This is a genomic window from Streptomyces sp. NPDC056128 (assembly GCF_042263835.1).
Taxonomy (GTDB): Bacteria; Actinomycetota; Actinomycetes; order Streptomycetales; family Streptomycetaceae; genus Streptomyces.
The window spans coordinates 12,356-38,559 of the sequence record NZ_JBHJVQ010000039.1 but is presented as its reverse complement, the minus strand read 5'-3'; the positions used below and the strand labels follow the sequence as shown (position 1 = coordinate 38,559).

Genomic DNA, 26,204 nt, shown 5'->3' with positions numbered 1-26,204 from the left:
CTGGGGCGAGGTCGCGGTCAGGGGCAGACGGTGCCGGCCGCGGGTACCTTCCCGTCCAGCAGGTAGCCGTCCACCGCGTTCCGCACGCACTTGTCCTTGCTGTCGTAGGCACCGTGGCCCTGGCCCTTGTAGGTCAGTTCCACACCGACGCCCTGGCCCAGCGCCTCGGCCATCCTCCCGGCCCCCTCGTACGGCGTCGCCGGGTCACCGGTGTTGCCGATCACCAGGATCGGGGGCGCACCCGGAGCGCTGACGTCCGGATGGTTGGCGGCGCCGGCCACCGCCCAGTCGGTGCAGCTGAGCATGGACCAGGCGAGGAAGTCTCCGAACAGCGGCGACGCCTTGCGGAATTCGGGCAGCTTGCTCTCAACGTAGGCGGTGTCGTACCGGGGCTTGTCGTCGGCGCAGTTGATCGCGACATTGGCCGCGGTGATGTTGCTGTACTGGCCGTTCTCGTTGCGCCCGTTCAACGAGTCCGACAGCACCATGAGGACCCGGCCGTCACCGTCGTAGGCCTGCTGCAGGCCCTCGGTGAGGTACTCCCAGAAGTCCTTCGAGTACAGCGCCTGTGCGATGCCGCCGGTCGCCGCGGTCTGGGTCAGTTCGCGGGGGAAGATGCCGGGGAGCGGTTTGCGGTCCAGGTCCTTCAGCAGCCGTGCGATACGAGACTTGACGTCGTCGGCGGTGTCCCCGATCGGACAGTCCTCGATCTGGGACACGCAGTCCTCGGCGAAGTTGTCGAGCGCGAGCTGGAAGCCCTCGGCCTGACCGAGGGAGCCCTGTTCCGGGGTCTGCGTGGGGTCGACGACCGCGTCGAAGACGGCCCGGCCCACCCGCTTCGGGAACAGGTGGGCGTAGACGCCGCCGAGTTCGGTGCCGTAGGAGATGCCGAAGTAGTACAGCTTGTCGTCGCCGAGGACCTGGCGCATCAGGTCCATGTCGCGGGCCGCGTCGGTGGTGGGCACGTGCGGGAGGACCTTCTTCGAGTTCTTCTCGCAGGCCGCGTTGAACTTCTCCGTGTTGCCCACCAGCTCGGTGCGCTCGGCCGCGTCGTCGGGGGTGGCGTCCTGCTGGAAGTAGGTGTCGAGCTGCTTGTCGTCCAGGCACTCCACCGGGGCACTGCGGCCGACGCCGCGCGGGTCGAAGCTGACCAGGTCGTAGCGCGTGCGCAGCTTCGCGTAGTCCTGCCCGAAGGCGGGCAGCGTGGTCACGCCCGATCCGCCGGGGCCGCCGAAGTTGAAGATCAGCGAGCCGATCCGCCGGTCGGCCGCACCGCTCGACTCGGCCCGGATCAGCGCGAGGTCGATCGTGTCGCCCTCGGGGTCGTCGTAGTCGAGGGGCGCCTTCATGGTGGCGCACTGCCACTCGTCGCCGTCCGGCAGCGGGGAGGGGGCGGCGCCACCGCCCTCGGCCTCGGACGGTGCCGGGCACTCCTTCCAGCTGAGCTTCTGCTGCGAGAGGTTCTCGTCGTCCTCTTGCGAACCGCCGCCGCACCCTGCCAGCAGGGCGGACAGCGTGACGGCGGTGGCGGTCAGGGCGGCGGCGCGCAGCCGGGAGGGATTCGGCATGCGTCCATCGTGCGGTCGCGCCGGGCGGTGCGCTCGGGGCAGGGGCCGTACGAGGGACGGGCGGGCTGACGCGTGGGTTGACGCGCGGTTTGACGCGGACGCGCGGTTTGACGCGTAGGTCAGAGCGCCTCTTTCCGCGTCAGGTGGTTGAACATCAGCCAGCCCGGCAGGACCGGCAGCCACAGAGTCAGCAGCCGGTAGAGCAGCACCGCGGGCGCGGCGACCTCCTTGGGGAGGCCGACGGCGATCAGACCGACCGTCAGCGTCGCCTCGACCGCGCCCACACCGCCCGGCGTCGGCGCGGCGGACCCCAGGGCGTTGCCCGCGAGGAAGACGACCGCGACGCTCGCCAGGCTGATGGAGGTCGAGTCGTCGCCGAAGGCCCGGATCGAGGCGTCCAGGCACATCACGAAGCAGGCGGTGAGCAGCAGCATGCCGCCGATGCCGGTGATCAGTTTCTGCGGCCGCTGCAGCACGTCCAGCATGCGCGGTACGACTCCGGCGAAAAGCGACCGCACGCGCGTGACGACGAATTTGCGCAGGAACGGCACCGAGGTCACCACGAGCACCAGCACCGCCACGGTCAGCAGACCCGCGATGACCGTCCGGGACGGGGACAGCGACGGCGTCTTCTCGGTGCCGGTCAGATAGCCGAAGGCCAGCAGCATCAGGATGTGGCAGCCGAGCCCGAACAACTGCGAGGCCCCGACACTCGCCACCGCGAGCCCCGGGCGCACGCCCGCGCGCTGGAGGAAGCGGGTGTTCAGCGCCACGCCGCCGACCGCCGCCGGGGCGACGATCTTCACGAACGAGCCGGCGACCTGCGCGGCCACGGTCCGCAGGAACGGCACCCGCTCGGGCACGAAGCCCAGCAGGGCCATCGCCGCCGCGATATAACTCGCGGCCGAGAACAGCACGGCCGCGGCCACCCAGCCCCACTGGGCGTTCGAGATCAGCGGACCGAACTCGATGTGGGTGAGCTGCGTCAACAGGAAGTACGCGCCGATCGCCCCGGCGATGAAGCTGATCAGCGTGCGCGGACGCACCCGCTCCAGCCGGGCGGGCTCGACGGGGGCCTGCGGCCTGATGCGCAGCACCGCGTGCCGGATCAGGGTGAGCAGGTCCTCCTCACGAGCCTCCTCCAGCGCCTCTTCCACGGCCCGCTTCTCGGCCCGCTGTTCCGCCCGCGCGGCCTTCTTGTCGGGCTTGTCTGCCTTGTCGGTCTTCTCGGCCTTGCTGGTGTCTTCCGTCTTGGTGAGCTGGACGCTCTTCTCGGGTGTGTCGCCCGCGTCCTCCCCGGCGGCCGCCTCGGCACGGGCCAGCTTGGCCTGCCGGGACGACTCCAGGACCGCCTCACGCTCGCGCTCCGCGCGTTCCCGCGCGAGTCTGCGCAGCGTCGCGCGGGTGGAGCGGCTGAGCGCGATGGGCTGGAGCATCGGCAGGCAGTCCGCCACGGCGTCGGGACCGAGCACGTCCACCGCCGAGGCGACCGCGCGTTCGGCGCCCACCCGCAGGCCGAGCGTCACCAGGAGCTGGGAGATGTCCATGCGCAGCAGCAGGTCTCCGGCGGCGATCTCGCCGATGCGCAGGTCGGTGAGGATCACCGTGCCGGAACGATCCACCAGGATCGCGTCGCCCACCAGCCTGCGGTGCGCGATGCGCCGGGACTGCAGCGCCTGGACCTGCTCCCACGTGCCGCGCAGCAGCTCGTCGGTGATCTCCTCGTCGGGCAGGGAGTCGAGGGTGCGTCCGCCGGTGTGCTCGTAGACGAGCATCACGGCGTCGGGCCCCAGCTCGGACGTCGCGATCAGTTTGGGGGCGTTGGCTCCGGCGCCGATCGCCGCGTAGGCGAGCAGCGCCTCCTGCTCCAGGGCCTGCCGCAGGGACGGGAGGCTGCTGCGGGTGGCGAAGCCGCGCAGCGTCAGATTGCGCCACGCGCGGTAGAAAAAGCCCTGCGCCTGCTGCTCCCGGTCCACCACCGTCACGTCCAGCGGCCGGCCGTCCTCCAGCGTGACGAAGTAGCGGCGGCCGCGGTCGCCGGTCTCCGCGGTGTCCGCCGGTGCTTCCTCGCGGGCGGCGGTCACCGGGCGGAAGCCGACGTGCCGCAGGCCCGCCATCAGCGTCCGTCCGGTGGGCCGGACGTTGGGGGAGCCGACCGCGTACAGCGTGCCGTAGGCCACGGTCCAGCCGATGAGGACGGTCAGGATGATCGAGAACGGCGTGGTGTAGCCGGTGACGAGCATCGAGAACGCGTCTAGGAGCAGCACGATCCACAGCACCGCGCGCCAGCGAGGTCTGCGGGACATGCCGACCGCGGTCATGTACGCGATGACCGGGGCCAGATAGCCGTGCACGGGGTCGGTCAGCGCGTGGATGTCGCCCGGCGACGGCTGGGTGAGCGCCTCCTGGATGGACCCCGGGGCGGCCTTGGCGACCCACAGGTCCGTGGCCAGGGTCACCCCGTGCGCGAGGACCGCCGCCAGTACGCCGTCGGCGATCCGCAGCCCGTCCCGTTTGATCAGCCGTTCGATCGCGAAGGCGACCGGCACCAGGAGGATCGCGATGCTGGACGCCAGCCCCGCGATCTTGATGAGCAGGTCGGGAGCCTGCCCGGTGCCCTTGTTGATGTCCTGTTCGAGGCCGGAGGTGGTGCCGTGCGCGAAGGCGGCCACGGCGAGGAGCACGGCGACGGCGAGCACGCCCACCAGCAGCCGCATGAGGTCGGAGGGGCGGTGCACGCGCGCGGGGAGGAGTGGTTCGTCGCCCTCCACCTCGTCGATGTGCGCCACGTCGTCGGGATCGGCGGCCGTGGCCGACCTGCCCGCCGCCGCACGCCGGGCGGACTTCCCGCCGCTGTCGTCCGCGGTGTCCGGGCGCGACGAAGAGTCAGAGGTGCCCTCGGCGTCCTCGGGGTGCACACCCTGCTGCTTCATCGCCTCTTCTTGCTCTCGTATCACTGGTCACCGCCCGCACGATGGTGGCATGCCGCGTCGGCCTCGGCAGGCATCAGGGTGCCCGTGCGGGCCGCACAGTCTGCCCGAAGCGCCGCGTCCGGGCGAGGGACGCGCACCGTCGGGAGCGCGTCGCCTTGTCGCAGGGGTGCGGCAGGATGGGGCGGATGAGCGAGCAGAGCCTTCCGGACGACGCCCGCGCGGAGCACGCGGACGCGCTGAGCGAGTATGCCGAGCGGGTCCTCGACGTGACCGAACTGATCCCGCCGGGCCGCGTCATGACGTACGGGGACGTCGCCGAGTACCTGGAGGAGGGGGGACCCCGTCAGGTCGGCCGCGTGATGTCCCTCTACGGGGGAGGCGTCCCCTGGTGGCGTGTCGTCCGCGCGGACGGGGCGCTGCTCGCCGGGCGCGAACTGGAGGCCCTCGACCGCTACCGGGACGAGGGCACGCCCCTGAAGGAGGCGAGCAGGGCCGCGGAGGGCCATCTGCCGCGCCTCGACCTGAAGCGGGCGCGGTGGGACGGCGGCGGACGTGCGCAGGGTCACACCTGACAGCTTCCGCCATGAGACCGGTCGGCGTGTGACCTGTGATCCGGATGAGGGAAACGGGACACAACGGGCATGTCTGTGGCATGACGTACGTTCGTGGGGCGGGGGGCACGCGCGTCGCGAGTGACCCGAGGGAAGAGAGGGAAGAAGAGGAAGCTCTGCTTCCACCTCGTCCGTCGGCGTAGCGTCGGCCGCACGCGTCCCCCTCATCCCGCGGTCACCGCCGTGCGCGCGACGCGGACGGCCCACCAGCACACCCACCAGGACCGGCGAACCACGTGAGCTCCTCTTCCTCCACCGGACACCCGTCGCACCCCCAGGTGCGACGGGGGAGCCGCGGCGCTTACCGACTGGTGCGTACCCCGCCGGCGCGAAGGGACCCCCCTCGTCTGGACGCCGCACAGCGTTCCGTGGTTGACCACGCCGCCGGGCCGCTGCTCGTCCTCGCGGGTCCGGGCACCGGCAAGACCACCACGCTCGTCGAGTCCGTGGCGGACCGGATCGCCAAGGGCGGCGACCCCGAGCGCATCCTGGTGCTGACCTTCAGCCGCAAGGCCGCCGTCGAACTGCGGGACCGCATGGCCCTGCGCATGGGCGCCGCCCGCGCCCCCCGCGCGACCACTTTTCACTCGTTCGGTTACGCCCTGGTCCGCGCCCACCAGGACAGCGACCTGTTCGTGGAGCCCCTGCGCCTGCTGTCCGGCCCGGAGCAGGACGTCACGGTGCGCGAGCTGCTCGCCGGGCAGGTCGACCTGGAGCGGCTCGGACTGGCCCACGTGCGCTGGCCCGACGAACTGCGCGCCTGCCTGACCACCCGCGGCTTCGCCGACGAGGTCCGCGCGGTGCTCGCCCGCAGCCGCGAACTCGGTCTCGGCCCGGAGGCGCTGGGAGACTTCGCCCGGCGCATCGGCCGCCCCGACTGGCGGGCCGCCGCCGTCTTCCTGGCCGAGTACCTCGACGTGCTCGACCTGCAGGGCGTGCTCGACTACGCGGAACTCGTCCACCGCGCGGTGCTCCTCGCCCGCCGCCCCGAGGTCGCCGCACACCTCGCGGGCCGGTACGACGCGGTCTACGTCGACGAGTACCAGGACACCGACCCGGCCCAGGTACGGCTGCTGCACGCCCTGGCCGGCGGCGGGCGCACCCTCGTCGCCTTCGGCGACCCCGACCAGTCGATCTACGCCTTCCGGGGCGCGGACGTGAACGGCATCCTGGACTTCCCGGCCGCCTTCCCGCGCGCGGACGGCCGTCCGGCGCCGGTCGAGGTACTGCGGACCTCGCGGCGCTCCGGGGCGGCCCTGCTGGCCGGCACCCGCCTGCTGACCCAGCGGATGCCCCTGACCCGCCTGCCCGCCGCCAAGGTGCGAGCCCACCGCGAGCTGACCCCGGTGCGGGACGGGGGGCGCGTCGAGGTGTACACGTACCCGACCTCCGGTACCGAACTGGACAACGTCGCCGACATCCTGCGCCGGGCCCACCTGGAGGACGGCGTCCCCTGGGGCGACATGGCCGTTCTGGTGCGCGCCGGCTCACGTACCATCCCCACGATGCGCCGGGCCCTCACCGCGGCCGGCGTCCCGCTGGACATCGACGGCGACGACCTTCCGCTGCGCCACGAGCCCGCGGTGGCGCCCCTGCTGACGGCACTGCGGGCGGTGGCGGAGGCGGAGGCGGGTACAGGTGCGGGCGAGCCCGGGACCGGCGCCGCGGCGGACGCGGAGACCGTGGCGGCCCCGGAGGCAGGGGCGAACCCGGAGACGGAGACGGGGCCGGACACCGCGGCCCCCTGCTGGCTCCCCACCGAGACCGCCCTCACCCTCCTCACCTCCCCCCTCGCCGCCATGGACGCGGCCGACCTGCGCCGCCTGGGCCGCGCCCTGCGCGACGAGGAGCGGGCCGCCGGCAACGCGCTGCCCGCGCCCTCGGACGAGCTGCTCGCGCGTGCGCTGGCCGAGCCCGAGCGGCTGGCGGTCCACGACCCCGCCTACGCGCGCGGGGCCCAGCGTCTCGGCGCGTTGCTCCGCCAGGCCCGCGCGCGCCTGGCGGACGGCGGCAGCGCCGAGGAGGCTCTGTGGGATCTGTGGGACGGCACCCCGTGGCCGACCCGTCTGGAACGCTCCGCCCGGCGCGGCGGCGCCGCCGGACGCAACGCCGACCGCGATCTCGACGCCGTGTGCGCGCTGTTCGCGACGGCCGCCCGCGCGGAGGAGCGCACCGGTGGCCGGGGCGCCCTGAACTTCCTGGAGGAGATCGACGCCGAGGACATCGCCGCCGACACCCTCACGCGGCGTCCCGTACGCCCCGACGCCGTCCGCCTGATGACCGCGCACCGCTCGAAGGGGCTGGAGTGGCGGCTGGTCGTCGTCGCGGGCGTCCAGGAGGGACTCTGGCCGGACCTGCGGCGCCGCGGCTCCCTGCTGGAGGCCGACCGGATCGGCCGCGACGGTCTCGCCGAACCGCTGACACCCGGAGCGCTGCTCGCCGAGGAACGGCGCCTGTTCTACGTGGCCGCCACGCGCGCGCGTGAACGCCTCGTCGTGACCGCGGTGAAGGCACCGGCCGACGACGGCGACCAGCCCTCCCGGTTCCTGACCGAACTCGGCGTCGAACCCACCGACGTCACGGGCCGTCCGCGCCGCCCCCTCGCCGTCGCGGCGCTCGTCGCCGAGCTGCGGGCCACCACCGTCGACCCCCGCGTCTCCGAACCCCTCAGGGAGGCCGCCGCCCGGCGCCTGGCCCGGCTGGCCGCCCTCGCCGACGAGGACGGCCGCCCGCTGGTGCCGTCCGCCCACCCGTACCGCTGGTGGGGCATGTGGGACCCGACTGAGAGCAAGGTGCCGCTGTGCGACCGCGACCACCCCGTCACGCTCTCCGGCAGCGCCCTGGACCAGTTGGCCAACACGTGCGCCCTGCAGTGGTTCCTGGGCCGCGAGGTCAAGGCGGACGCGCCCGCGACGGCCGCCCAGGGCTTCGGCAACGTCGTGCACGTCCTCGCCGACGAGGTGGCCTCCGGGCGCACCCCGGCCGACCTCGCCGTCCTCATGGAACGCCTCGACTCCGTGTGGAACGCGCTCGCCTTCGACGCGCCGTGGAAGTCCGCACAGGAGAAGGCCAACGCGCGCGTGGCGCTCGAACGCTTCCTGAAGTGGCACGTCATGGACCGCGCGGGGCGCACGCCGGTGGCCAGCGAGCACGACTTCGACGTGACCCTGGAGGCGGGCGAGTACGAGGTGCGCATCCGCGGCCAGATGGACCGCGTCGAGAGGGACGGCGACGGTCGCGCCTACGTCGTCGACTTCAAGACCGGCAAGCAGGCGCCCACCGCGGACGAGGTGGCCCACCACCCGCAGCTCGCCGTCTACCAGCTCGCGGTCCGCGAGGGCGCCGTCGACGAGGCCTTCGACGGCGTACGCCCCGAACCGGGCGGAGCCGAACTCGTCCAGCTCCGCCAGGGCGCGGCCCGGCGGGACGGCGGCGAGACCCTGCCCAAGGTGCAGGCGCAGGAGTCGCCGGAGGGGGCGGCGGGCGAGTGGGTCGGCGACCTGCTGGCCACGGCCGCCGGCAAGGTCCTCGACGAACGCTTCACTCCGACCGCCGGCCAGCACTGCACGCACTGCGCCTTCCGCGCGTCGTGCAGCGCGCGGCCCGAGGGACGGCACGTCGTGGAGTAGACGGGGCGGCCGCGACCGGTATGAGCCGCGCCGCGACCGGTGTGATGAGCCGTGCCGTGACCTGTGTGACCAGCCGCGCCGTGACCGGTGTGACGAGCCGCACCACAGGTGCTGACCAGCGCTTCCGCCGGCTCCTCGGGCCGTCCGGCACCGGCTGTCAGTGGCCGCCGCTAGCCTCTCTGACGTGCCTGCCCATCTCACCGATCCCGATCAGCTCAAGGAGCTCCTCGGGATCCCCTTCACCCCGGAGCAGACGGCCTGCATCGTCGCGCCGCCCGCCCCGCAGGTGATCGTGGCCGGAGCCGGGTCGGGAAAGACCACGGTCATGGCGGCGCGCGTGGTGTGGCTGGTCGGCACCGGCCAGGTCGCCCCGGAGCAGGTCCTCGGCCTCACCTTCACCAACAAGGCGGCCGGCGAACTCGCCGAGCGGGTCCGCAAGGCCCTGATCCGCGCGGGCGTCACCGACCCGGACGTGATCGACCCGGACCACCCGCCGGGCGAACCCGTGATCTCGACGTACCACGCCTTCGCGGGCCGCCTCCTGACCGACCACGGCCTGCGGCTCGGACTGGAGCCGACCTCCCGGCTCCTGGCCGACGCCACCCGCTACCAGCTCGCCGCGCGGGTGCTGCGTGAGGCCCCGGGCCCCTACCCCGCCCTCACTCGCTCCGTCCCGGACCTGGTCGGCGACCTCCTCAACCTCGACTCCGAACTCGCCGAGCACCTCGTACGCCCCGAGGAACTGCTCACCTGGGACGCCGGACTCCTGGACTCCCTCCAAGAGGTCCGGCTCAGCAACGCCGAGCTGCGCAAGGTCCCCGAGGCCGCGGCCGCGCGGCGCGAACTGGCCGGCCTGGTGATCCGCTACCGCGCCGCCAAACGCGAACGGGACCTGCTGGACTTCGGCGACCAGATCGCCCTCTCCGCGCGGCTCGCCGGGCTCCCGGAGGTGGGCCGCGTCCTGCGCGACGAGTTCCGGGTCGTGCTGCTCGACGAGTACCAGGACACTTCGGTGGCCCAGCGCGTCCTCCTGGCGGGCCTGTTCGGCGGCGGCACAGGCCACCCCGTGACCGCCGTCGGCGACCCCTGCCAGGCGATCTACGGCTGGCGCGGCGCCTCCGTGGCCAACCTCGACGACTTCCCCGCCCACTTCGAGGACGCGGACGGTCGCCCCGCCACCCGGCAGGCGCTCAGCGAGAACCGCCGCAGCGGCGGCAGACTCCTCGACCTCGCCAACGGCCTCGCCGAGCCCCTGCGCGCCATGCACGCGGGCGTGGAGGCCCTGCGCCCCGCACCCGGCGCCGAACGCGACGGCATCGTCCGCTGCGCCCTGCTGCGCACCCACACCGAGGAGATCGACTGGATCGCCGACTCCGTCGCCCACCTCGTGCGCACCGGGCAGGCGCCCGGGGAGATCGCCGTCCTGTGCCGTACCGCGACCGACTTCGCCGAGATCCAGGGCGCGCTGGTGGCCCGGGACGTCCCCGTCGAGGTCGTGGGCCTCTCCGGGCTGCTGCACCTGCCCGAGGTGGCCGACCTGGTCGCCGTCTGCGAAGTACTCCAGGACCCGGGCGCCAACGCCTCCCTGGTGCGGCTGCTCACCGGCCCCCGCTGGCGTGTCGGCCCGCGCGACCTCGCCCTCCTCGGCCGCCGCGCCCGGCGTCTGGTGAGCCACGCGCGCGTGGACGGCGACGACGACCCCGACCGCAGGCTCGCCGAGGCCGTCGAAGGAGTCGACCCCTCCGAGGTGATATCGCTCGCCGACGCGCTCGACACCTTCCTGGAGACACCGCTGGACGGCACCGGCGACGACGACGGGCTGCCCTTCTCACCGGACGCGCGCGTGCGGTTCGCCCGGCTGGCCACCGAGCTGCGGGAGCTGCGCCGGGCCCTGTCCGACCCCCTCATGGATGTGCTGCACCGGGTCCTCGCCGTCACCGGGCTGGAGGTCGAGCTGTCGGCGTCCCCGCACGCCCTGGCCGCCCGACGCCGCGAGACCCTGTCGAACTTCCTGGACGTCGCCGCCTCCTTCGCCGCTAGCGACGGCGAGGCAACCCTGCTCGCCTTCCTCGGTTTCCTGCGCACCGCCGCCCAGTACGAGAAGGGCCTCGACAACGCCCTGCCCGGCGGCGAGAACACCGTCAAGGTGCTCACCGCGCACCGGTCCAAGGGCCTGGAGTGGGACGTGGTCGCCGTACCCGGCCTGGTCACGGGCACCTTCCCCAGCGGCCGGGGCCGCGAGAAGTGGACCGCCCAGGGCAAGGTGCTCCCGCACGGGCTGCGCGGCGACTCCGACACCCTGCCCGACGTCGAGTCCTGGGACTCCCGCGGCCTGAAGGCCTTCCACGAGGCCATGAAGGAGCATCAGCACACCGAGGAACTCCGCCTCGGCTACGTCACCTTCACCCGCCCCCGCTCCCTGCTGCTCGGCTCCGGCCACTGGTGGGGACCCAGCCAGAAGAAGCCCCGAGGGCCGTCCGACTTCCTCACGGCCCTGTACGAGCACTGCGCCGCCGGGCACGGCGAGATCGAGGCCTGGGCGGACGAACCCGCCGAGGACGAGGAGAACCCGGCCCTGCACCGGGCCACCGCCGACCAGGTCTGGCCGCTGCCCCTGGACGACGAGGCCCTCGCCCGGCGCCGCACCGCCGCCGAGACCGTCCTCGCCCACCTGGACCGCCTCGCCACACAGGAGGACACCGGCCCGCACGACCCGGACACCTACGCCGACCCGGACTGGCCGCCACCCCCCGAGGACGACGAGCCGCCCCTGGAGGACGAGCCACCCCTGGAAGAAGCGGACCCCGGCGGGCCCGAGAACCCGGCCGACGACTGGGACTCCTGGACCACCGACCGCCCCACCGTCCCGCACCAGGCGACCGCTCCGCGACGGCCCGGCGGTACCGACCTGCCCCGCCCCGCATCCGGCGGACACGGCCCCGCACAGGACGCCCCCGCCCGCCTCACCCCGGAGGAGTCCCGCACCGTCGCCTCCTGGGACCGCGACCTCGACGCACTCACCGGCGAACTGCTGCGCGCCCGCGAGAGCGTCACCGAGGTGCCCCTCCCGGCGTCGCTGACCGCCTCCCAGCTGCTGGACCTGGCGGCCGACCCGGACGCCTTCGCACAGGAGCTGGCCCGCCCCATGCCCCGCCCGCCCCGGCCCGCCGCCCGCCGCGGCACCCGGTTCCACGCCTGGGTCGAGGCCCGCTTCGAACCGCTGACGCTCCCCCTGCTGGAACCGGGGGAGCTGCCCGGCGACGACGCGGAGATCGCCGACGAACAGGACCTGGAGTTCCTCAAGGAGGCCTTCGAGCGGACCGAGTACGCCCGCCGCACCCCCCACCGCGTCGAGGCGCCGTTCCAGCTCACGCTCGCCGGCCGGGTCGTGCGCGGCCGCATCGACGCCGTCTACAAGGAGGGCGACGGCACCACGGCGACGTACGAGATCGTCGACTGGAAGACGAGCCGGTCCCGCACCGCGGACCCGCTCCAGCTCGCGCTCTACCGCCTCGCCTGGGCCGAGCAGCAGCACGTACCGCTGGAGTCGGTGACGGCCGCGTTCCTCTACGTACGCACCGGGGAGGTCGTACGGCCCGACGGGCTGCCGGACCGGGCCGCGCTGGAGAACCTGCTGCTGGCCGAACCGGTCGGTGACGAACCGCACGATCGGGGTGTCCGTGCGGGCCGATAGGCTCGTGAGCATGAGCCACCCCGTTGACAATGCTGTCAGCGCTGTCCGTACGTACATCGAGCAGCACCGTGCCGCCTTCCTCGACGACCTCGTCGCCTGGCTGCGCATCCCGTCGGTGTCCGCGCAGCCCGACCACGCGACCGATGTGCGCCGCAGCGCCGACTGGCTCGCCGCCAAGCTGAAGGAGACCGGCTTCGGGACCGCCGAGGTCTGGCCCACCCCGGGCGCCCCGGCCGTCTTCGCCGAGTGGCCCTCCGGAGACCCCCAGGCCCCGACGATCCTCGTCTACGGCCACCACGACGTGCAGCCCGCCGCCCGCGAGGACGGCTGGAGCAGCGACCCCTTCGAACCGGTCGTCCGCGAGAACCGCCTCTACGCGCGCGGGGCGGCGGACGACAAGGGGCAGGTGTTCTTCCACACACTCGGCGTCCGCGCCCACCTGGCCGCGACCGGCCGGACCACCCCCGCGGTGAACCTCAAGCTGCTCATCGAGGGCGAGGAGGAGTCCGGCTCCCCGCACTTCCGCGCCCTGGTCGAGGAGCGCGCCGACCGGCTCGCCGCCGACGCGGTGATCGTCTCCGACACCGGCATGTGGTCCGAGGACACCCCCACGGTGTGCACCGGCATGCGCGGCCTCGCGGAGTGCGAGATCCGGCTGCACGGACCCGACCAGGACATCCACTCGAGTTCCTTCGGCGGCGCGGTCCCCAACCCCGCCACCGCGATCGCCCGCCTGGTGGCGGCCCTGCACGACGAGCACGCGCGCGTGACGATCCCCGGCTTCTACGACGGCGTGATCGAACTCACCGACGAGGAACGCGACCTCTTCGCCGAGCTGCCCTTCGACGAACGGCGGTGGCTGGACACGGCCAAGTCGTACGCGGCCCACGGCGAGGCCGGCCACACCACACTGGAACGCGTCTGGGCCCGCCCCACCGCCGAGGTCAACGGCATCGGCGGCGGCTACCAGGGCCCGGGCAGCAAGACGATCATCCCGTCGTCCGCCATGGTGAAGCTCTCCTTCCGCCTGGTCGCGGGCCAGGAACCGGAGCACGTGGAAAAGGCCGTCCGCGCGTGGATCGCCGAACAGGTGCCCTCCGGGATCCGCTGCGAGATCGCCTTCGCCCCGGCCACCCGCCCGTGCCTGACGCCGCTGGACCACCCGGTGCTGCGGTCGGTGGCCCGCGCGATGGGCCTCGCCTTCGGGAAACCGGTCCGCTACACGCGGGAGGGCGGCTCCGGACCGGCCGCCGACCTCCAGGAGGTGCTCGGCACCCCGGTGCTGTTCCTCGGCATCTCCGTCCCGTCCGACGGCTGGCACGCACCCGACGAGAAGGTGGAGCTGGACCTGCTGCTCAAGGGCGTGGAGACCGCCGCCCACCTGTGGGGCGACCTGGGGGAGCACTGGCGCCACGCACCCTGAGCGCCCCGCCGCCGTACGACCCGCCGAACCCGCCTGCCGAACCGAACCGCTCACCGGGGGAGTTGGAAGCACCCGTGACCACCTGGACCGACCGCACCGCCGACCGTCCCATCTCGCTCACCGCTCCGAGCGGCATCGACCGCGCCGCCCATCACCGCCTCGACGAGGCCTGGCTCGCGGCGGCGTGGAGCCACCCCTCGACGCGCTGCTTCGTGGTCTCCGGCGGCCAGGTCCTCATCGACGAGACGCCCGACGGGCGCACCGAACTCGTCATGACCCCCTCCTTCGAGGCCCCGCTCACCGAGGCGCACCGCTACTTCCTGGGCACCGACGAGGACGGGGTCAGCTACTTCGCCCTCCAGAAGGACTCCCTGCCCGGCCGCATGGACCAGTCGGCGCGCCCGGCGGGCCTGCGGGAGGCGGGGCTGCTCCTGGCCCCCCGTGACGCGGGCCTGATGGTCCACGCGGTCGCCCTGGAGAACTGGCAGCGCCTGCACCGGTTCTGCTCCCGCTGCGGCGAGCGCACCGTCATCGCCGCGGCCGGCCACATCCGCCGCTGCCCCGCCTGCGGCGCCGAGCACTACCCGCGCACCGACCCCGCCGTGATCATGGCCGTCACGGACGACGACGACCGCATACTGCTCGGCCGCCAGGTCCACTGGCCCGAGGGCCGTTTCTCCACACTCGCCGGCTTCGTGGAGCCCGGCGAGTCCATCGAGCAGTCGGTGCGCCGCGAGGTCCAGGAGGAGGCCGGGGTCACCGTCGGCCCCGTCGAATACGTCGCCAGCCAGCCCTGGCCCTTCCCGTCCAGCCTGATGCTCGGCTTCATGGCCCGCGCCACGTCGACCGACATCGAGGTCGACGGCGACGAGATCCACGAGGCGCGCTGGTTCTCCCGCGACGAACTGGGCGCCGCCTTCGAGTCGGGCGAGGTGCTCCCGCCCTACGGGATCTCGATCGCGGCCCGCCTCATCGAGCTCTGGTACGGCAGGCCACTGCCGACGCGCGCGGCGTTCTGAGGGCGGGATCGGCGGCCCGGACCGGGCGGTGTGGAGAGGCCGATGAGTTCACGCTTCCCTGAATTCAGGAAGTCGTGTACTTTCGTCGGGTGCTGACTGTTGCCTCCGACATCGACGTGCTGGCCCGGTTCGGTCGCGCGCTCGCCGACCCGATCCGCTGCCGCATCCTGCTCGCCCTGCGTGAGGCCCCTGCGTACCCCGCCGACCTCGCCGACGCGCTCGGCGTCTCCCGTACGCGGCTGTCGAACCACCTGGCGTGCCTGCGCGACTGCGGCCTCGTCGTCACCGTCCCCGACGGCCGCCGCACCCGCTACGAGCTGGCCGACGAACGCCTCGGTCACGCGCTGGACGACCTGCGCACCGCCGTGGTGGCCGTCGAGACCGACCGCACCTGTCCGGACGCCGAGGACCGGGGGTGCTGCTGATGACCGCGATCACCCTCGGCCCCTCCCCGGCCCGCCGGGACGCGCTCACCCGGCGCATACGTCTGCTCGTCGCGGCCACCATCACCTACAACGTCGTCGAGGCCGCCCTGGCCATCACCGCCGGCACGCTCGCGTCCTCCACCGCCCTGATCGGCTTCGGCCTGGACTCGGTCATCGAGGTCTCCTCCGCCACCGCCGTCGCCTGGCAGTTCTCCGCCACCGACCACGCCGTGCGCGAGGCCCGCGAGCGGACCACGCTGCGGATCATCGCCGTCTCGTTCTTCGTCCTCGCCGCCTACGTGAGCGTCGAAGCGGTCCGGGCGCTCGCCGGGAACGCGGAGGCCGAGCGCTCCGTCCCCGGCATCGTGCTGGCCGCGCTCTCCGTGGCGATCATGCCGTTCCTGTCCGCCGCCCAGCGCCGCGCGGGGCGCGAACTCGGTTCCGCCTCGGCCGTCGCGGACTCCAAGCAGACGCTGCTGTGCACGTACCTGTCCGCAGTACTGCTCGTCGGCCTCGTCCTCAACGCCACCCTCGGCTGGTCGTGGGCCGACCCGATTGCCGCGCTGGTGATCGCGGCCGTCGCGGTCAAGGAAGGGCGCGACGCGTGGCGGGGGAAGGGATGCTGCGCACCCTCGGCGGCGTCGGTCCTGGCCGCCGACAGCACGGCCAGCACGGCCAGCACGGCCGACGGCACGTCCGACGGCAAGGCCGGCCCCACGGCCGACGCCTGCGGCTGCCGCCCCGGCTGCGACTGCTGCGCCTGACCGGCCCAGCGCACGAAGCACCGCAGCCCCCGACCGGCACGAGGCCGGGTCGGGGGCTGCGTCTCGCGGGGTCAGGCGCCCAGTGCCTGCTTCACCTGGGCGAGGCTCGGGTTCGTCATGACGACCTCGGTGCCACCGTTGGTGGGAATCACCTGAACCGTGGGGACCGTCTGATTCCCGCCGTTGGCCTTCTCCACGAAGGCCGCGGAGTCCGGGTCGTGCTCGATGTTGATCTCGGTGTACGCGATGCCCTCGCGGTCCATCTGGCTCTTCAGCCGACGGCAGTAGCCGCACCACGTGGTGCTGTACATCGTCACAGTGCCCGGCATGTCTCTCGCGCTCCTTCGGCGACTCGGGGATCCGGCGGCTCGGGGATGAGGTCGCAGGAGGGGAACGTCCGCGGCGGCGCCACCATTCCCACCCCGCGAGGCTGTCGCATCCGCATGGGTACGACTATCGGAGCGTGCCTGTGGACAACCGACTCACCCGTCCCGCGAGACCTGGCAGCATGGCGGTGTGACAGCAGCAACGCACTCCACCCTCTTCCCGCAGGTACCGGACTCGGCCGACGCGGTGCTCGAAGGGCTCGACCCCGAGCAGCGCGAGGTGGCGACCGCCCTGCGCGGACCGGTGTGCGTGCTGGCGGGCGCCGGCACGGGCAAGACCCGGGCGATCACCCACCGCATCGCCTACGGGGTGCGCGCCGGGATCCTCCAGCCCACCAGCGTGCTCGCCGTCACCTTCACCAACCGCGCCGCGGGGGAGATGCGGGGCCGGCTGCGCCAGCTCGGCGCCTCCGGTGTCCAGGCCCGCACGTTCCACTCGGCGGCGCTGCGCCAGCTCCAGTACTTCTGGCCGAAAGCGATCGGCGGCTCCCTGCCCAGGCTCGTCGACCGCAAGATCCAGCTCGTCGCCGACGCGGCCGCCGCCTGCCGTATCCGCCTCGACCGGGGTGAGCTGCGCGACGCCACCGCGGAGATCGAGTGGTCCAAGGTGACCCAGACCGTCCCCGCCGACTACGCCGCCGCGGCCGCCAAGGCCGGTCGCGAGACACCCCGCGACCCGGCGGAGATCGCCCAGCTCTACGCCGCCTACGAGGACCTCAAGCGCGGTCGCGGAGTCATCGACTTCGAGGACGTGCTGCTGCTGACGGTGGCCGTCCTGCAGGACCGGCACGACGTCGCCGACCAGGTCCGCGCCCAGTACCAGCACTTCGTGGTGGACGAGTACCAGGACGTCAGCCCGCTTCAGCAGCGCCTGCTGGAGCTGTGGCTCGGCGACCGCGACGACCTGTGCGTGGTCGGCGACGCCAGCCAGACGATCTATTCGTTCACGGGAGCAACGCCCGACCACCTGCTCGACTTCCGCGGCCGGCACCCGGGTGCCACCGTCGTCAAACTGGTCCGCGACTACCGCTCCACCCCCCAGGTGGTCCACCTCGCCAACGGACTGCTGGCCCAGGCCCGGGGCCGGGCCGCCGACCACCGGTTGGAACTGGTCTCCCAGCGACCGGTCGGCCCCGAACCCGCCTACACCGAGTACCCGGACGAGCCGGCCGAGGCCGAGGGCGCCGCCCGCCGCATCCGCGAACTCGTCGACGCGGGCGTTCCCGCCGCCGAGATCGCGGTCCTGTTCCGCACCAACTCCCAGTCGGAGACCTACGAACAGGCCCTCGCCGACGCCGGTGTCCCGTACCAGTTGCGGGGCGCGGAGCGCTTCTTCGACCGCCCTGAAGTGCGCAAGGCCCACAGCGCCCTGCGGGCGGCGGCCCGCTTCGGCGGCAACGACTCCCTCCTGGACGACGTCGTCGACCTGCCCTCGCAGGTGCGCGCGGTGCTGTCGGGGGAGGGCTGGACCTCGGAGCCCCCGGCCGGGTCGGGCGCCGTCCGGGAACGCTGGGAGTCGCTGGCCGCCCTGGTCGGACTCGCCCAGGACTTCGCCGCCGCCAGAGCGGGCGTCACGCTGAGCGACCTGATCGTGGAACTCGACGAGCGGGCGGGCGCCCAGCACGCCCCCACGGTGCAGGGCGTCACCCTCGCCTCCCTGCACTCGGCCAAGGGCCTGGAGTGGGACGTCGTCTTCCTGGTGGGCGTCGCTGAGGGAATGATGCCGATCACCTACGCAAAGACCGACGAGCAGATCGAGGAGGAGCGCCGCCTGCTCTACGTCGGTGTCACCCGCGCGCGCGAACGCCTGCACCTCTCCTGGGCACTGGCCCGCTCGCCCGGCGGCAGGCCGAGCCGTCGGCCCAGCCGCTTCCTCAAGGGCCTGCGGCCCGGCTCCGGCACGGCGGGCGGGCAGACCGCGGCGGGCGGCACCGGAGGAGTCGAGCGCGGACGCGGAGGAGGCGGCGTCGCGGCCGCCGTCCCGAGACGGACACCGCGGACGCCGGCCCGCTGCCGGGTCTGCGGGCGCACGCTCACCGACGCCGGCGAGATGAAACTGATGCGCTGCGAGGACTGCCCGTCCGACATGGACGAGGGCGTCTACGAGCGGCTGCGCGAGTGGCGGGCGGTCCAGGCGGGGCGCAGCGGGCAGCCCGCGTTCTGCGTCTTCACCGACAAGACACTGATGGCGATCGCCGAGTCCGTCCCCGAGGACGAGCGCGAGCTGGCCCGGATCCCGGGGGTCGGAGCGCGCAAGCTCAACCGCTACGGAGCCGACGTCCTGGCCATCTGCGCAGGTCAAGAGGGAGTGGGGCTGGACGAGGGCGACTGATACAAACTCGTCGAGAAAATAGTTTGCGCATGCCCCGGGAATCCCCATAGGTTCTTGGTCACGGGAACAGCGGCCTTCCCGAAGGCCCTGACTCCGTGTTGTACTTGCATATACACGGACTGGTTCATCCCAGTCCCCCGAGACGCCGAGAGGAGGCGAGTCCAGTGATCAGCATCAACACCAGCAGCACCGTCGGCTTCACCGCCAAAATGACCGATCGCTCGGCCGTCTCCCTGTGCATCCTCGACGCCTCGAACTCGGGCACCGGTCTGTCCGGCCTCCGTGCCGTGCGTCCGGCCGCCTCCTCCATTGCCCCCGCGGGCCTTCCCGTCCGTGAGCGCAATGAGCGACCGACCAAGGCACTGGAAGCAGCTGTAACGGCACAGGCGCAGGCCTATGCCTTTACCGCGACCGGTGCCGGATTCCGGAAGCAGACGACGCAGCACCACCAGATGTGGGCCTTCCGTGGGCCAGAACCCTGGAGTGATCCAGCCTGATCGTCGATCAGGCCGGCGCCTTCAGGGCCGCGGAACCCCACCCGGGATCCGCGGCCCTTCTGTTTGTCCCCGAACGGGGACGACAGCACGAAGGAGCCTCGGGACAAGAAAAGAACCCGGTACCAAGCCGCCAACCGGCCAACCGGCCGGAACGACCAGACGAGGAAGACCACCCGTGCAACTCGAAGCGCACGCCCCGTCCGTACCGCCTTCCGACACGATCCCCAAGCCCTGTTCCACGGAGGACTCCACCTTGACCCCGCTCACCGCGCTCACCGCGCTCGACGACGCCATCGAGAACCTCGGCGTGCCCGTCCCCTGCCGTTCCTACGACCCGGAGGTCTTCTTCGCCGAGTCGCCGGCGGACGTCGAGTACGCCAAGTCCCTCTGCCGCACCTGCCCGTTGGTCGAGGCCTGCCTCGCCGGTGCCAAGGAGCGGCGTGAGCCCTGGGGCGTCTGGGGCGGCGAGCTGTTCGTCCAGGGTGTCGTCGTCGCCCGGAAGCGGCCCCGCGGTCGCCCGCGCAAGAACCCGGTTTCGGCATGAACATCACCGGAACGATCGACCGCCCCCTCACGTACGACCCCCAGAAGCAGGCCCCGATGAAGCCGTCCCCCCACGACACCGCAGGCTCCGCGCCTGAAGACTTCACCACCACCGGCGCGAAGGACTCGCGTCAGAACAGGACCCGCGAAATGCAACTCATCCCAGAAGCCCTGGCACGTGCGCATATGCACGACCGCCTGATCGAGGCGGAGCAGGAGCGCCGGGCGATGCGCCTGGCGACCGCTCGCCGCATGCAGCGCCGGGCGGAGCGCGCCTCGATGCGTGCCCGGCGTGCGCTCGCCATGGCGGTCATGCAGTAACCGACACACCTGAAGCGGTGGTCTCCCGACCCGGGAGACGAAGCTCTGCCCATGGGGGCCGGTCCGTCCGAACGGACCGGCCCCCACGGTCCGTTCGGCGCGGGCGGCTCAGGCCTCCGCCGCCTTCTCCTCCTCCTCGTACTCCTCGTACGCGTCCTCGACGGCCGCGGCTTCCTCGTCGTCCGTCTCCTCCTCGGGGACGAAGCCCACCAGCCAGTCGGCCAGCTCGTCGCGCAGCCGGACCGTCGCTCCCAGCTGGCACAGCACCCCGATGGTGCTCAACGTCACTCGGTGGATCAGGAGGTAGGACGGCGGCAGATTCAGCTGCTTGGCCAGCTGGTACGCGGGGGAGCGGGGGTCGCCGATGCGGGCCGCCTGACTCCGCATCCAGCCACGGGTGAAGGTGAACTCGTCGACCCGGGCCGGCTCGATGATCGGCAGGAGGTAGTCCAGGACGGCGTCGGGGTCCAGCTCTATCGACTCCCTGACGAACCCCTCCGTGCAGAGCATCTCGTAGACGGCGTCCGCCTCACCGTCCAGCGTCATCCGCAGGGCCTCCCCGATGGGCTCGGGCAGACCGCCCGGGAGCCGGTCGACGGTGCCGAAGTCCATGACGCCCAGACGCCAGTCGTCCTCGCCGTCCGGGCCGCCGGGCAGCAGGCGGAAATTGCCCGGGTGCGGGTCGGCGTGCAGGAGCCCGGTGCGCGCCGGGCCGGAGAAGAGGAAGTGGGCCAGCAACTGTCCGGCGCGGTCGCGCTGCTCCTGCGTGCCGTCCGAGATGATCTCCGACATCGGGATGCCGTCGATCCACTCGGTGATCAGTACCTGGTCGCACTGGTGGACGACGTCCGGCACCAGGATGTCCGGGTCGTCCGCGAACTCCTCGGCGTGGATCCGCTGGGCCTGCGCCTCCAGGTCGTAGTCCAGCTCCTCCGAGACCCGGTCCTTCAGCTCCGTGATCAGCGGTTTGACGTCCATGCCGGGGACCAGCGGGCCGAGCAGGCGGGCGAAACGGCTGAGCTGGTTGAGGTCCGACAGCAGAGCCTCGCCCGCGCCCGGGTACTGCACCTTGACCGCCACCTCGCGGCCGTCGTGCCACACCCCCCGGTGCACCTGGCCGATCGAGGCGGCCGCGGCGGGCTTGTCCTCGAACTCCAGGAACAGGTCCTGCCAGCTCTCCCCGAGGTGTTCCGCGAGCACGGCGTGCACGGTGCGCGTCGGCATCGGCGGCGCCGCCTCCTGGAGTTTGGTCAGCGCCGCCCGGTAGGGCCCGGCGACCTCCTCGGGCAGCGCCGACTCGAAGACGGACAGCGCCTGCCCGAACTTCATCGCCCCGCCCTTCAGCTCGCCCAGCACCTTGAACAACTGCTCCGCGGTGCGCTGCTGCAACTGCTGGCCGACGAGCTCCGCCGACTCGCCCACGATCCGCTTGCCGAGCCCCCAGGTGGCCCGCCCGGCGAAGCCGAGCGGGAGCGCGGCGAGCTTGGCGGTCCGGGTGACCGCCTTGCGGGGAAGATCAGACATGAGCCCTCCAAGTCGCAGCCGGCCGCGCGGGTTGCGCCTCACGGCGTACTCCTGCTGACGGCCCTTGCCCCGCCATTGTCGCGCGCCACTCCCCGTCCTCGGCGATGTGTTCCTCCTTACCCTTCCCCGCCGCTCCGCACGGGCACTCGGGGTGGGCCCGGACCGGACGGGACTGCCAGCGCAGACCGGGCAGCGAGACCTCCCAGCGGACGCCGGTGCTCGACGGGCTCCCGCCGTCCAGGAAGGCGAGCGCGTGGGCCGCCGCGAGTCCGGCGACGGTCGCCGCGAGGGTGAGGTCGCAGGGCCGCACCTCGGGCCGGCGGCCGGAGCGCCACTGGGCCACCAGGCGGGGCCAGGCCGGATCCCGGTCGGCGCGCTCCGCGTGCAGACAGCCCGCGCACCCGGTCTCGCCGGGCAGGACCAGGGGGCCGACGACACCCGTCCCCTCCACGACCCCGGCGTACAGGTGGGGTGTGCCGGAGGCCATGAGGGACTCGGCCGCGACGGGATCGGGCGTGTGCACCGCGACGTCGTCGCGTGGGGTGACGATCACCAGGGAGAAGCCCGGAGTGTCCGCTTCGGACGGCGGCGCTGGGCCGCGTCGCGGCGGCCGGTCGGGGGCGGCCCGGCGCACCACCCGACGGGCGGCCTCGTCCCGCCGGTCGCCGACGGAGTCGGCGGGCAGCCCGCCCGGGGCGACGTCCCACGGCTCGACGCGTCCGCCGTCGCGGACGTCGACGTCGCCGATCCCCGCCCCCGACAGCAGTCCGGCGAGTACCGCGCCCACCCGTCCCGCACCTCTCACACTCACCCGCAGGGCGCGGCGGGCCGCCAGGTGTCTGATCGCGTCCCCCGGTTCGGAGGTGGTCAGGGACAGGGAGGCCAGGTCGGGGCGGAGCCGGTCGAGGACCTCCTTCTTCTCCCGCAGGGCGTCGGCGGCCGGTCCGCCGCCCCGGGAGTCGTCCAGCAGCCCGGCCCGCGCCAGTCGCTCCACCACCCGGTCGACATGCCCCTCCGGCAGGTCCATGCGGTGCCCCTCCTCGCGCAGGAGCTTCGGTCCGCGGGTGCCGTTGAGCAGTTCGAGGAAGCTGCCCGTCGCCGTGTCCACCGGGGCGAGCGTCAGCGCGTGCGCCGGCGTCATCCCGAACTGCACGGTGTTCAGATCGCGCCAGCCGCGCCGGAGCGCGGGCTTCACCATCGGATGCATTCCGGATCCCCCGTGATCTTCGAATGTGCGGGCATGCGGTCGGTCGTGGATCCGCCGACGAGTGCCAGCATGCCCGGCCGCGCGAAGAGGCGGCGAAAGTTGTCCACAGGCGGTGGGTATTCGTCGTACAAGTCCGACGGCCATCTCGGCGTACAACTCGGCCGTCCATCGCAGTCCTCTCGAAGGAGGGGCGGCGGATCGGCACCGAACCGTCCCGGAGCCGGGACTTCCCCGTGTGCAGCGGGTAACGTCGTGGCGTGTCCGCCGACCCACTGCACCGTGCCGGGGCGCCCCAGCGCACGCCCACGAATCCGCCGCTGAACGGCTCGGGGACGAGCGCGATCGAGGTCCGCAGGAGCACCCGGCGCCGCCGGACGGTCTCCGCGTACCGCGAAGGCGATCGCACCGTCGTGCTGATCCCCGCCCGCATGTCCGAGGCGGAGGAGCAACGCTGGGTGAGCGTGATGCTGGACAAGCTGGCCGCCCAGGAGAGCAAGCGGGTCCTCGGCGACGCCGAGCTGGCCGAGCGCGCGCAGCGGCTGTCGGGCCAGTACTTCGAGGGGCGGGCCCGGCCCACCACGGTCCGATGGGTCACCAACCAGAACACCCGCTGGGGCTCCTGTACCCCCTCCGAGGGAAGCATCCGGTTGTCGCACCGCCTCCAGGGCATGCCCGAGTACGTCGTCGACTACGTCCTGCTCCACGAACTGGCGCACCTGCTCGTCCCCGGCCACGGGCCCCGGTTCTGGCGGCTGCTGGAGGCGTATCCGCGCACAGAGCGGGCGCGGGGCTACCTGGAGGGCGTGGTCGCGGCGGAGCGGCTGCCGCACGTACCCGGCGCCCGCAACGAGTAGCCGGTCCCCCGGTCGGGCCTCCGACACGGCGGCGCACGGGTTTCGTACCGGGTCTGTACCGACTTCCTCCGGTGTCGGGCTTTGCCGTTAGCCTGTCGCGACGCACTCACATTCGGATGGGGGACGGTCGAAACGCATGGCCAGGGAATTTCAACGCGGCCACAAGGCCAGGATCAGTGACCTCACCGCGGGCACGGATCTGTACGTAGGCGTGCAGATCTCCGGCCCCGGACTGAGCTTCGACATCAGCTGCTTCGGTCTCGACGCCGAGGAGCGGTTGTCGGACGACCGGTACTTCGTGTTCTTCAACCAACCGAAGACCCCCGAGGAGTCCATCCAGCTCCTGGGTGCGCAGGCGGGTGACACGGAGTCCTTCCGGGTCACCCTCGACAGGATTCCGCAGGGCATCCAGAAGCTGTCCTTCACGGCGACGATCGACGGCGCGGGACAGATGTCGCAGGTCGGGCCCGGTTACATCCGGATCGTCGCGGGCGGCGAGGAGGTGGCCCGGTACCCGTTCAGCGGCTCCGAGTTCTCCACCGAGCGCGCGGTGATGCTGGGCGACTTCTATCTGAAGGACGTGTGGCGCTTCGCTGCCGTCGGACAGGGCTTCGACGGCGGGCTGGACGCGCTGCTGCGCAACTTCGGCGGCGAGGTGGCCGAGGAGGAGGCGCCCGAGCCGCAGGCGCAGCAGCCGCAGACCGGCGCCGCCCCCGGCTTCGCGCCGCCCGCCCAGGCTTCGGCCCCGCCGGCCTTCGGCGCCCCCGCCGCACCAGCACCAGCACCAGCATCCGCACCGGCGCCGGCACCCGCCCCCGCGCAGCCCGCGCCGCAGGGCTTCGCCCCGGACGTGCACGCCGCGCAGACCATCGTCGCGCCCGTGAACACGCCGCCCGGCGGCGCCCCGGTACCGCCACCGGCCCCGGCGCCCGCGCCGCAGTACGGCCAGGTCCCCGGCCAGACGGCACCCCTGCCCCCCGGCTACGGCCAGCCACCCCAAGCCCCGCCCCCGCCGCCCGGCTACGGCCAGCCCACCCCGCCCCCGGGCTACGGCCAGCAGGCCCCCCAGGGCGCACCCCAGGGGATGCCCTCGGCCGCGCCGCAGGGCGCCGGCGTCACCGCGGCGCTCCAGCAGTTCCGCGAGACGGCGACCGGGCAGCGCTGGACCCAGCAGAACAAGAAGCTGGTCCGCGTCGACCTCGGCGCCGAAGGCCAGCCGGTGCTGGCGCGGCAGGGCAGCATGGTGCTCTACCAGGGCAAGGTCGACTTCAGCTACAAGGGCGCCGGGTTCGCCGGGCGGGTCGTGGGCAACGCGACCGGCCAGGAGATGCAGCTCATGCGCTGTACCGGCAAGGGACAGGTCTTCCTCGCGGACAACTCCGCGATGCTGCACCCCATCGAGCTCCAGGGCGACGCCGTGTGCGTCTCCGCGGAGAACGTCCTGGCCTTCGACGAGAGCCTCCAGTACGAGGTCCGCCGCATCGAGGGGCACGGCATCCCCGGTGGCGCGCTGTTCACCATGCAGTTCCAGGGCACCGGCACGATCGTCGTCAAGACGCACGGTGTGCCCGTCGTACTGCCGGTCACGCCCACGACGTTCGCCGACTGCAACGCGGTGGTCGCGTGGTCCGCCGCCGCCCAGGTCGTCGTCTCCAGCCAGGTGCGGATGCGCCGCAACTCCTACGCGGGCGACACCGGCGAGAGCGTCAACCTCCAGTTCCGGGCGGCGCCCGGCAGCTTCGTCGTCGTCCAGCCGTACGAGATCTGAGGGAGAGCCCGAGATGAACCAGCCGCTCGCGGGCTACGCCCCCGCACCCGTCACCGCCCGCATGGAGAACCACGGCAACCACATGCTGAAGGTCGCCATGCAGACCGGCAGCGACCTCCTCGCGCGCGTGGGCTCGATGGTCGCCTACGAGGGCTTCGTCCAGTACGAGCCCAACCCGCCGGCCGTCCGCCAGATCGCCAAGGACTGGATGACCGGCGAGGGCGCGCCCCTCATGAAGTGCTCCGGCGACGGACTGCTCTACCTCGCCGACTACGGCGCCAACGTCGTCGTGATCAACCTCAACGGCGACGGGATCTCCGTCAACGCCACCAACCTCCTCGCCTTCGACGCCCACCTGACGTGGGGCGTGGAGCGGGTCAAGGGCCTGGCGAAGTTCGCCGGGCAGGGCCTGTGGAACACCAAGATCTCCGGGCAGGGCTGGGTCGCGCTCACCTCACGGGGCAAGCCGATCGTGGTCGACTGCGGCGGCGGTGAGGACGAGACGTACGTCGACCCGGACGCACTGGTCGCCTGGTCCCCGAACCTCAAGGTGAAGGGCAAGCGCAGCTTCAAGGCGCAGTCGCTGATCGGCCGCGGCAGCGGCGAGGCCTTCCAGATGGCCTTCTCCGGTCAGGGCATCGTCGTCGTCCAGCCCAGCGAGGACAGCACCGACCGCCTCCGGGCCCGGGGCTGAGGGGGAGCCACC

Annotated in this window: 19 protein-coding genes; 14 read left to right on the top strand and 5 right to left on the bottom strand. The window is 72.7% G+C overall.

The genetic code is table 11. The features are described from left to right. Window positions 1-17: 17 nt before the first annotated feature. Both ACFC1X_RS37215 and ACFC1X_RS37210 read right to left on the bottom strand, forming a co-directional pair. On the bottom strand, window positions 18-1,568 hold the full coding sequence (locus ACFC1X_RS37215) for an alpha/beta hydrolase (RefSeq protein WP_376363054.1): 1,551 nt from the start codon (window positions 1,566-1,568) through the stop codon (window positions 18-20). A 119-nt stretch (window positions 1,569-1,687) separates the two neighbouring features. Next, window positions 1,688-4,501 carry a YbhN family protein gene (locus ACFC1X_RS37210; RefSeq protein ID WP_376363051.1) on the bottom strand — a complete coding sequence of 938 codons (2,814 nt, stop codon included), beginning with the start codon at window positions 4,499-4,501 and terminating at the stop codon, window positions 1,688-1,690. A gap of 185 nt (window positions 4,502-4,686) precedes the next feature. On the opposite strand from ACFC1X_RS37210, the gene ACFC1X_RS37205 reads away from it, so the two are divergent. From ACFC1X_RS37205 to ACFC1X_RS37175, 7 genes are all read left to right on the top strand, one after another. Next, complete coding sequence (locus tag ACFC1X_RS37205; protein WP_376363048.1) at window positions 4,687-5,073, top strand: MGMT family protein; 387 nt, start codon at window positions 4,687-4,689, stop codon at window positions 5,071-5,073. A 275-nt stretch (window positions 5,074-5,348) separates the two neighbouring features. Then, on the top strand, window positions 5,349-8,741 hold the full coding sequence (locus tag ACFC1X_RS37200; RefSeq protein WP_376363045.1) for an ATP-dependent helicase: 3,393 nt from the start codon (window positions 5,349-5,351) through the stop codon (window positions 8,739-8,741). Between the two features lie 184 nt (window positions 8,742-8,925). After that, window positions 8,926-12,435 (top strand): UvrD-helicase domain-containing protein, encoded by a 3,510-nt coding sequence (locus ACFC1X_RS37195; RefSeq protein ID WP_376363042.1) that lies wholly within the window; start codon window positions 8,926-8,928, stop codon window positions 12,433-12,435. Window positions 12,436-12,445: 10 nt separating this feature from the next. Further along, window positions 12,446-13,858, top strand: a complete 1,413-nt coding sequence (locus ACFC1X_RS37190; protein ID WP_376363039.1) for a dipeptidase — start codon at window positions 12,446-12,448, stop codon at window positions 13,856-13,858. 74 nt (window positions 13,859-13,932) lie between these two features. After that, window positions 13,933-14,877, top strand: a complete 945-nt coding sequence (gene nudC, locus ACFC1X_RS37185) for an NAD(+) diphosphatase (protein WP_376363036.1) — start codon at window positions 13,933-13,935, stop codon at window positions 14,875-14,877. Between the two features lie 89 nt (window positions 14,878-14,966). Further along, on the top strand, window positions 14,967-15,302 hold the full coding sequence (locus tag ACFC1X_RS37180) for an ArsR/SmtB family transcription factor (protein ID WP_376363033.1): 336 nt from the start codon (window positions 14,967-14,969) through the stop codon (window positions 15,300-15,302). After that, complete coding sequence (locus ACFC1X_RS37175; protein WP_376363030.1) at window positions 15,302-16,066, top strand: cation transporter; 765 nt, start codon at window positions 15,302-15,304, stop codon at window positions 16,064-16,066. Before ACFC1X_RS37180 ends, ACFC1X_RS37175 begins: the two co-directional genes overlap by 1 nt. Window positions 16,067-16,137: 71 nt before the next feature. On the opposite strand, the gene ACFC1X_RS37170 is transcribed toward ACFC1X_RS37175, so the two are convergent. Beyond that, on the bottom strand, window positions 16,138-16,395 hold the full coding sequence (locus ACFC1X_RS37170) for a mycoredoxin (RefSeq protein WP_122616113.1): 258 nt from the start codon (window positions 16,393-16,395) through the stop codon (window positions 16,138-16,140). A 187-nt stretch (window positions 16,396-16,582) separates the two neighbouring features. Here ACFC1X_RS37170 and ACFC1X_RS37165 point away from each other — a divergent pair, with 187 nt between their 5' ends. From ACFC1X_RS37165 to ACFC1X_RS37150, 4 genes are all read left to right on the top strand, one after another. Continuing rightward, entirely contained in the window at window positions 16,583-18,784 is a 2,202-nt protein-coding gene (locus tag ACFC1X_RS37165; protein ID WP_376363027.1) for an ATP-dependent DNA helicase UvrD2, read from the top strand. Window positions 18,785-18,948: 164 nt separating this feature from the next. Next, a complete protein-coding gene (locus tag ACFC1X_RS37160) occupies window positions 18,949-19,281 on the top strand; it encodes a hypothetical protein (protein WP_376363024.1) in 333 nt (110 codons plus the stop codon). 175 nt (window positions 19,282-19,456) lie between these two features. Beyond that, the gene (locus ACFC1X_RS37155) at window positions 19,457-19,825 is read left to right on the top strand and encodes a WhiB family transcriptional regulator (protein WP_064729724.1); all 369 of its coding nucleotides are present in this window, start codon (window positions 19,457-19,459) and stop codon (window positions 19,823-19,825) included. After that, a complete protein-coding gene (locus ACFC1X_RS37150) occupies window positions 19,822-20,145 on the top strand; it encodes a hypothetical protein (RefSeq protein ID WP_161327923.1) in 324 nt (107 codons plus the stop codon). Before ACFC1X_RS37155 ends, ACFC1X_RS37150 begins: the two co-directional genes overlap by 4 nt. A gap of 108 nt (window positions 20,146-20,253) precedes the next feature. On the opposite strand, the gene ACFC1X_RS37145 is transcribed toward ACFC1X_RS37150, so the two are convergent. Both ACFC1X_RS37145 and ACFC1X_RS37140 read right to left on the bottom strand, forming a co-directional pair. Further along, window positions 20,254-21,669: an ABC1 kinase family protein gene (locus ACFC1X_RS37145; RefSeq protein ID WP_376363019.1), complete on the bottom strand. Its 1,416-nt coding sequence runs from the start codon at window positions 21,667-21,669 to the stop codon at window positions 20,254-20,256. Continuing rightward, window positions 21,662-22,876: a TOMM precursor leader peptide-binding protein gene (locus tag ACFC1X_RS37140; protein ID WP_376363016.1), complete on the bottom strand. Its 1,215-nt coding sequence runs from the start codon at window positions 22,874-22,876 to the stop codon at window positions 21,662-21,664. The genes ACFC1X_RS37145 and ACFC1X_RS37140 overlap by 8 nt, the downstream gene beginning before the upstream one ends. Before the next feature lie 257 nt (window positions 22,877-23,133). Here ACFC1X_RS37140 and ACFC1X_RS37135 point away from each other — a divergent pair, with 257 nt between their 5' ends. From ACFC1X_RS37135 to ACFC1X_RS37125, 3 genes are all read left to right on the top strand, one after another. Beyond that, a complete protein-coding gene (locus ACFC1X_RS37135) occupies window positions 23,134-23,730 on the top strand; it encodes a M48 family metallopeptidase (protein WP_376363013.1) in 597 nt (198 codons plus the stop codon). Window positions 23,731-23,866: 136 nt separating this feature from the next. Then, on the top strand, window positions 23,867-25,498 hold the full coding sequence (locus ACFC1X_RS37130) for a TerD family protein (RefSeq protein WP_376363010.1): 1,632 nt from the start codon (window positions 23,867-23,869) through the stop codon (window positions 25,496-25,498). Between the two features lie 13 nt (window positions 25,499-25,511). Beyond that, entirely contained in the window at window positions 25,512-26,192 is a 681-nt protein-coding gene (locus tag ACFC1X_RS37125) for an AIM24 family protein (RefSeq protein WP_122616121.1), read from the top strand. Window positions 26,193-26,204: the final 12 nt, after the last annotated feature.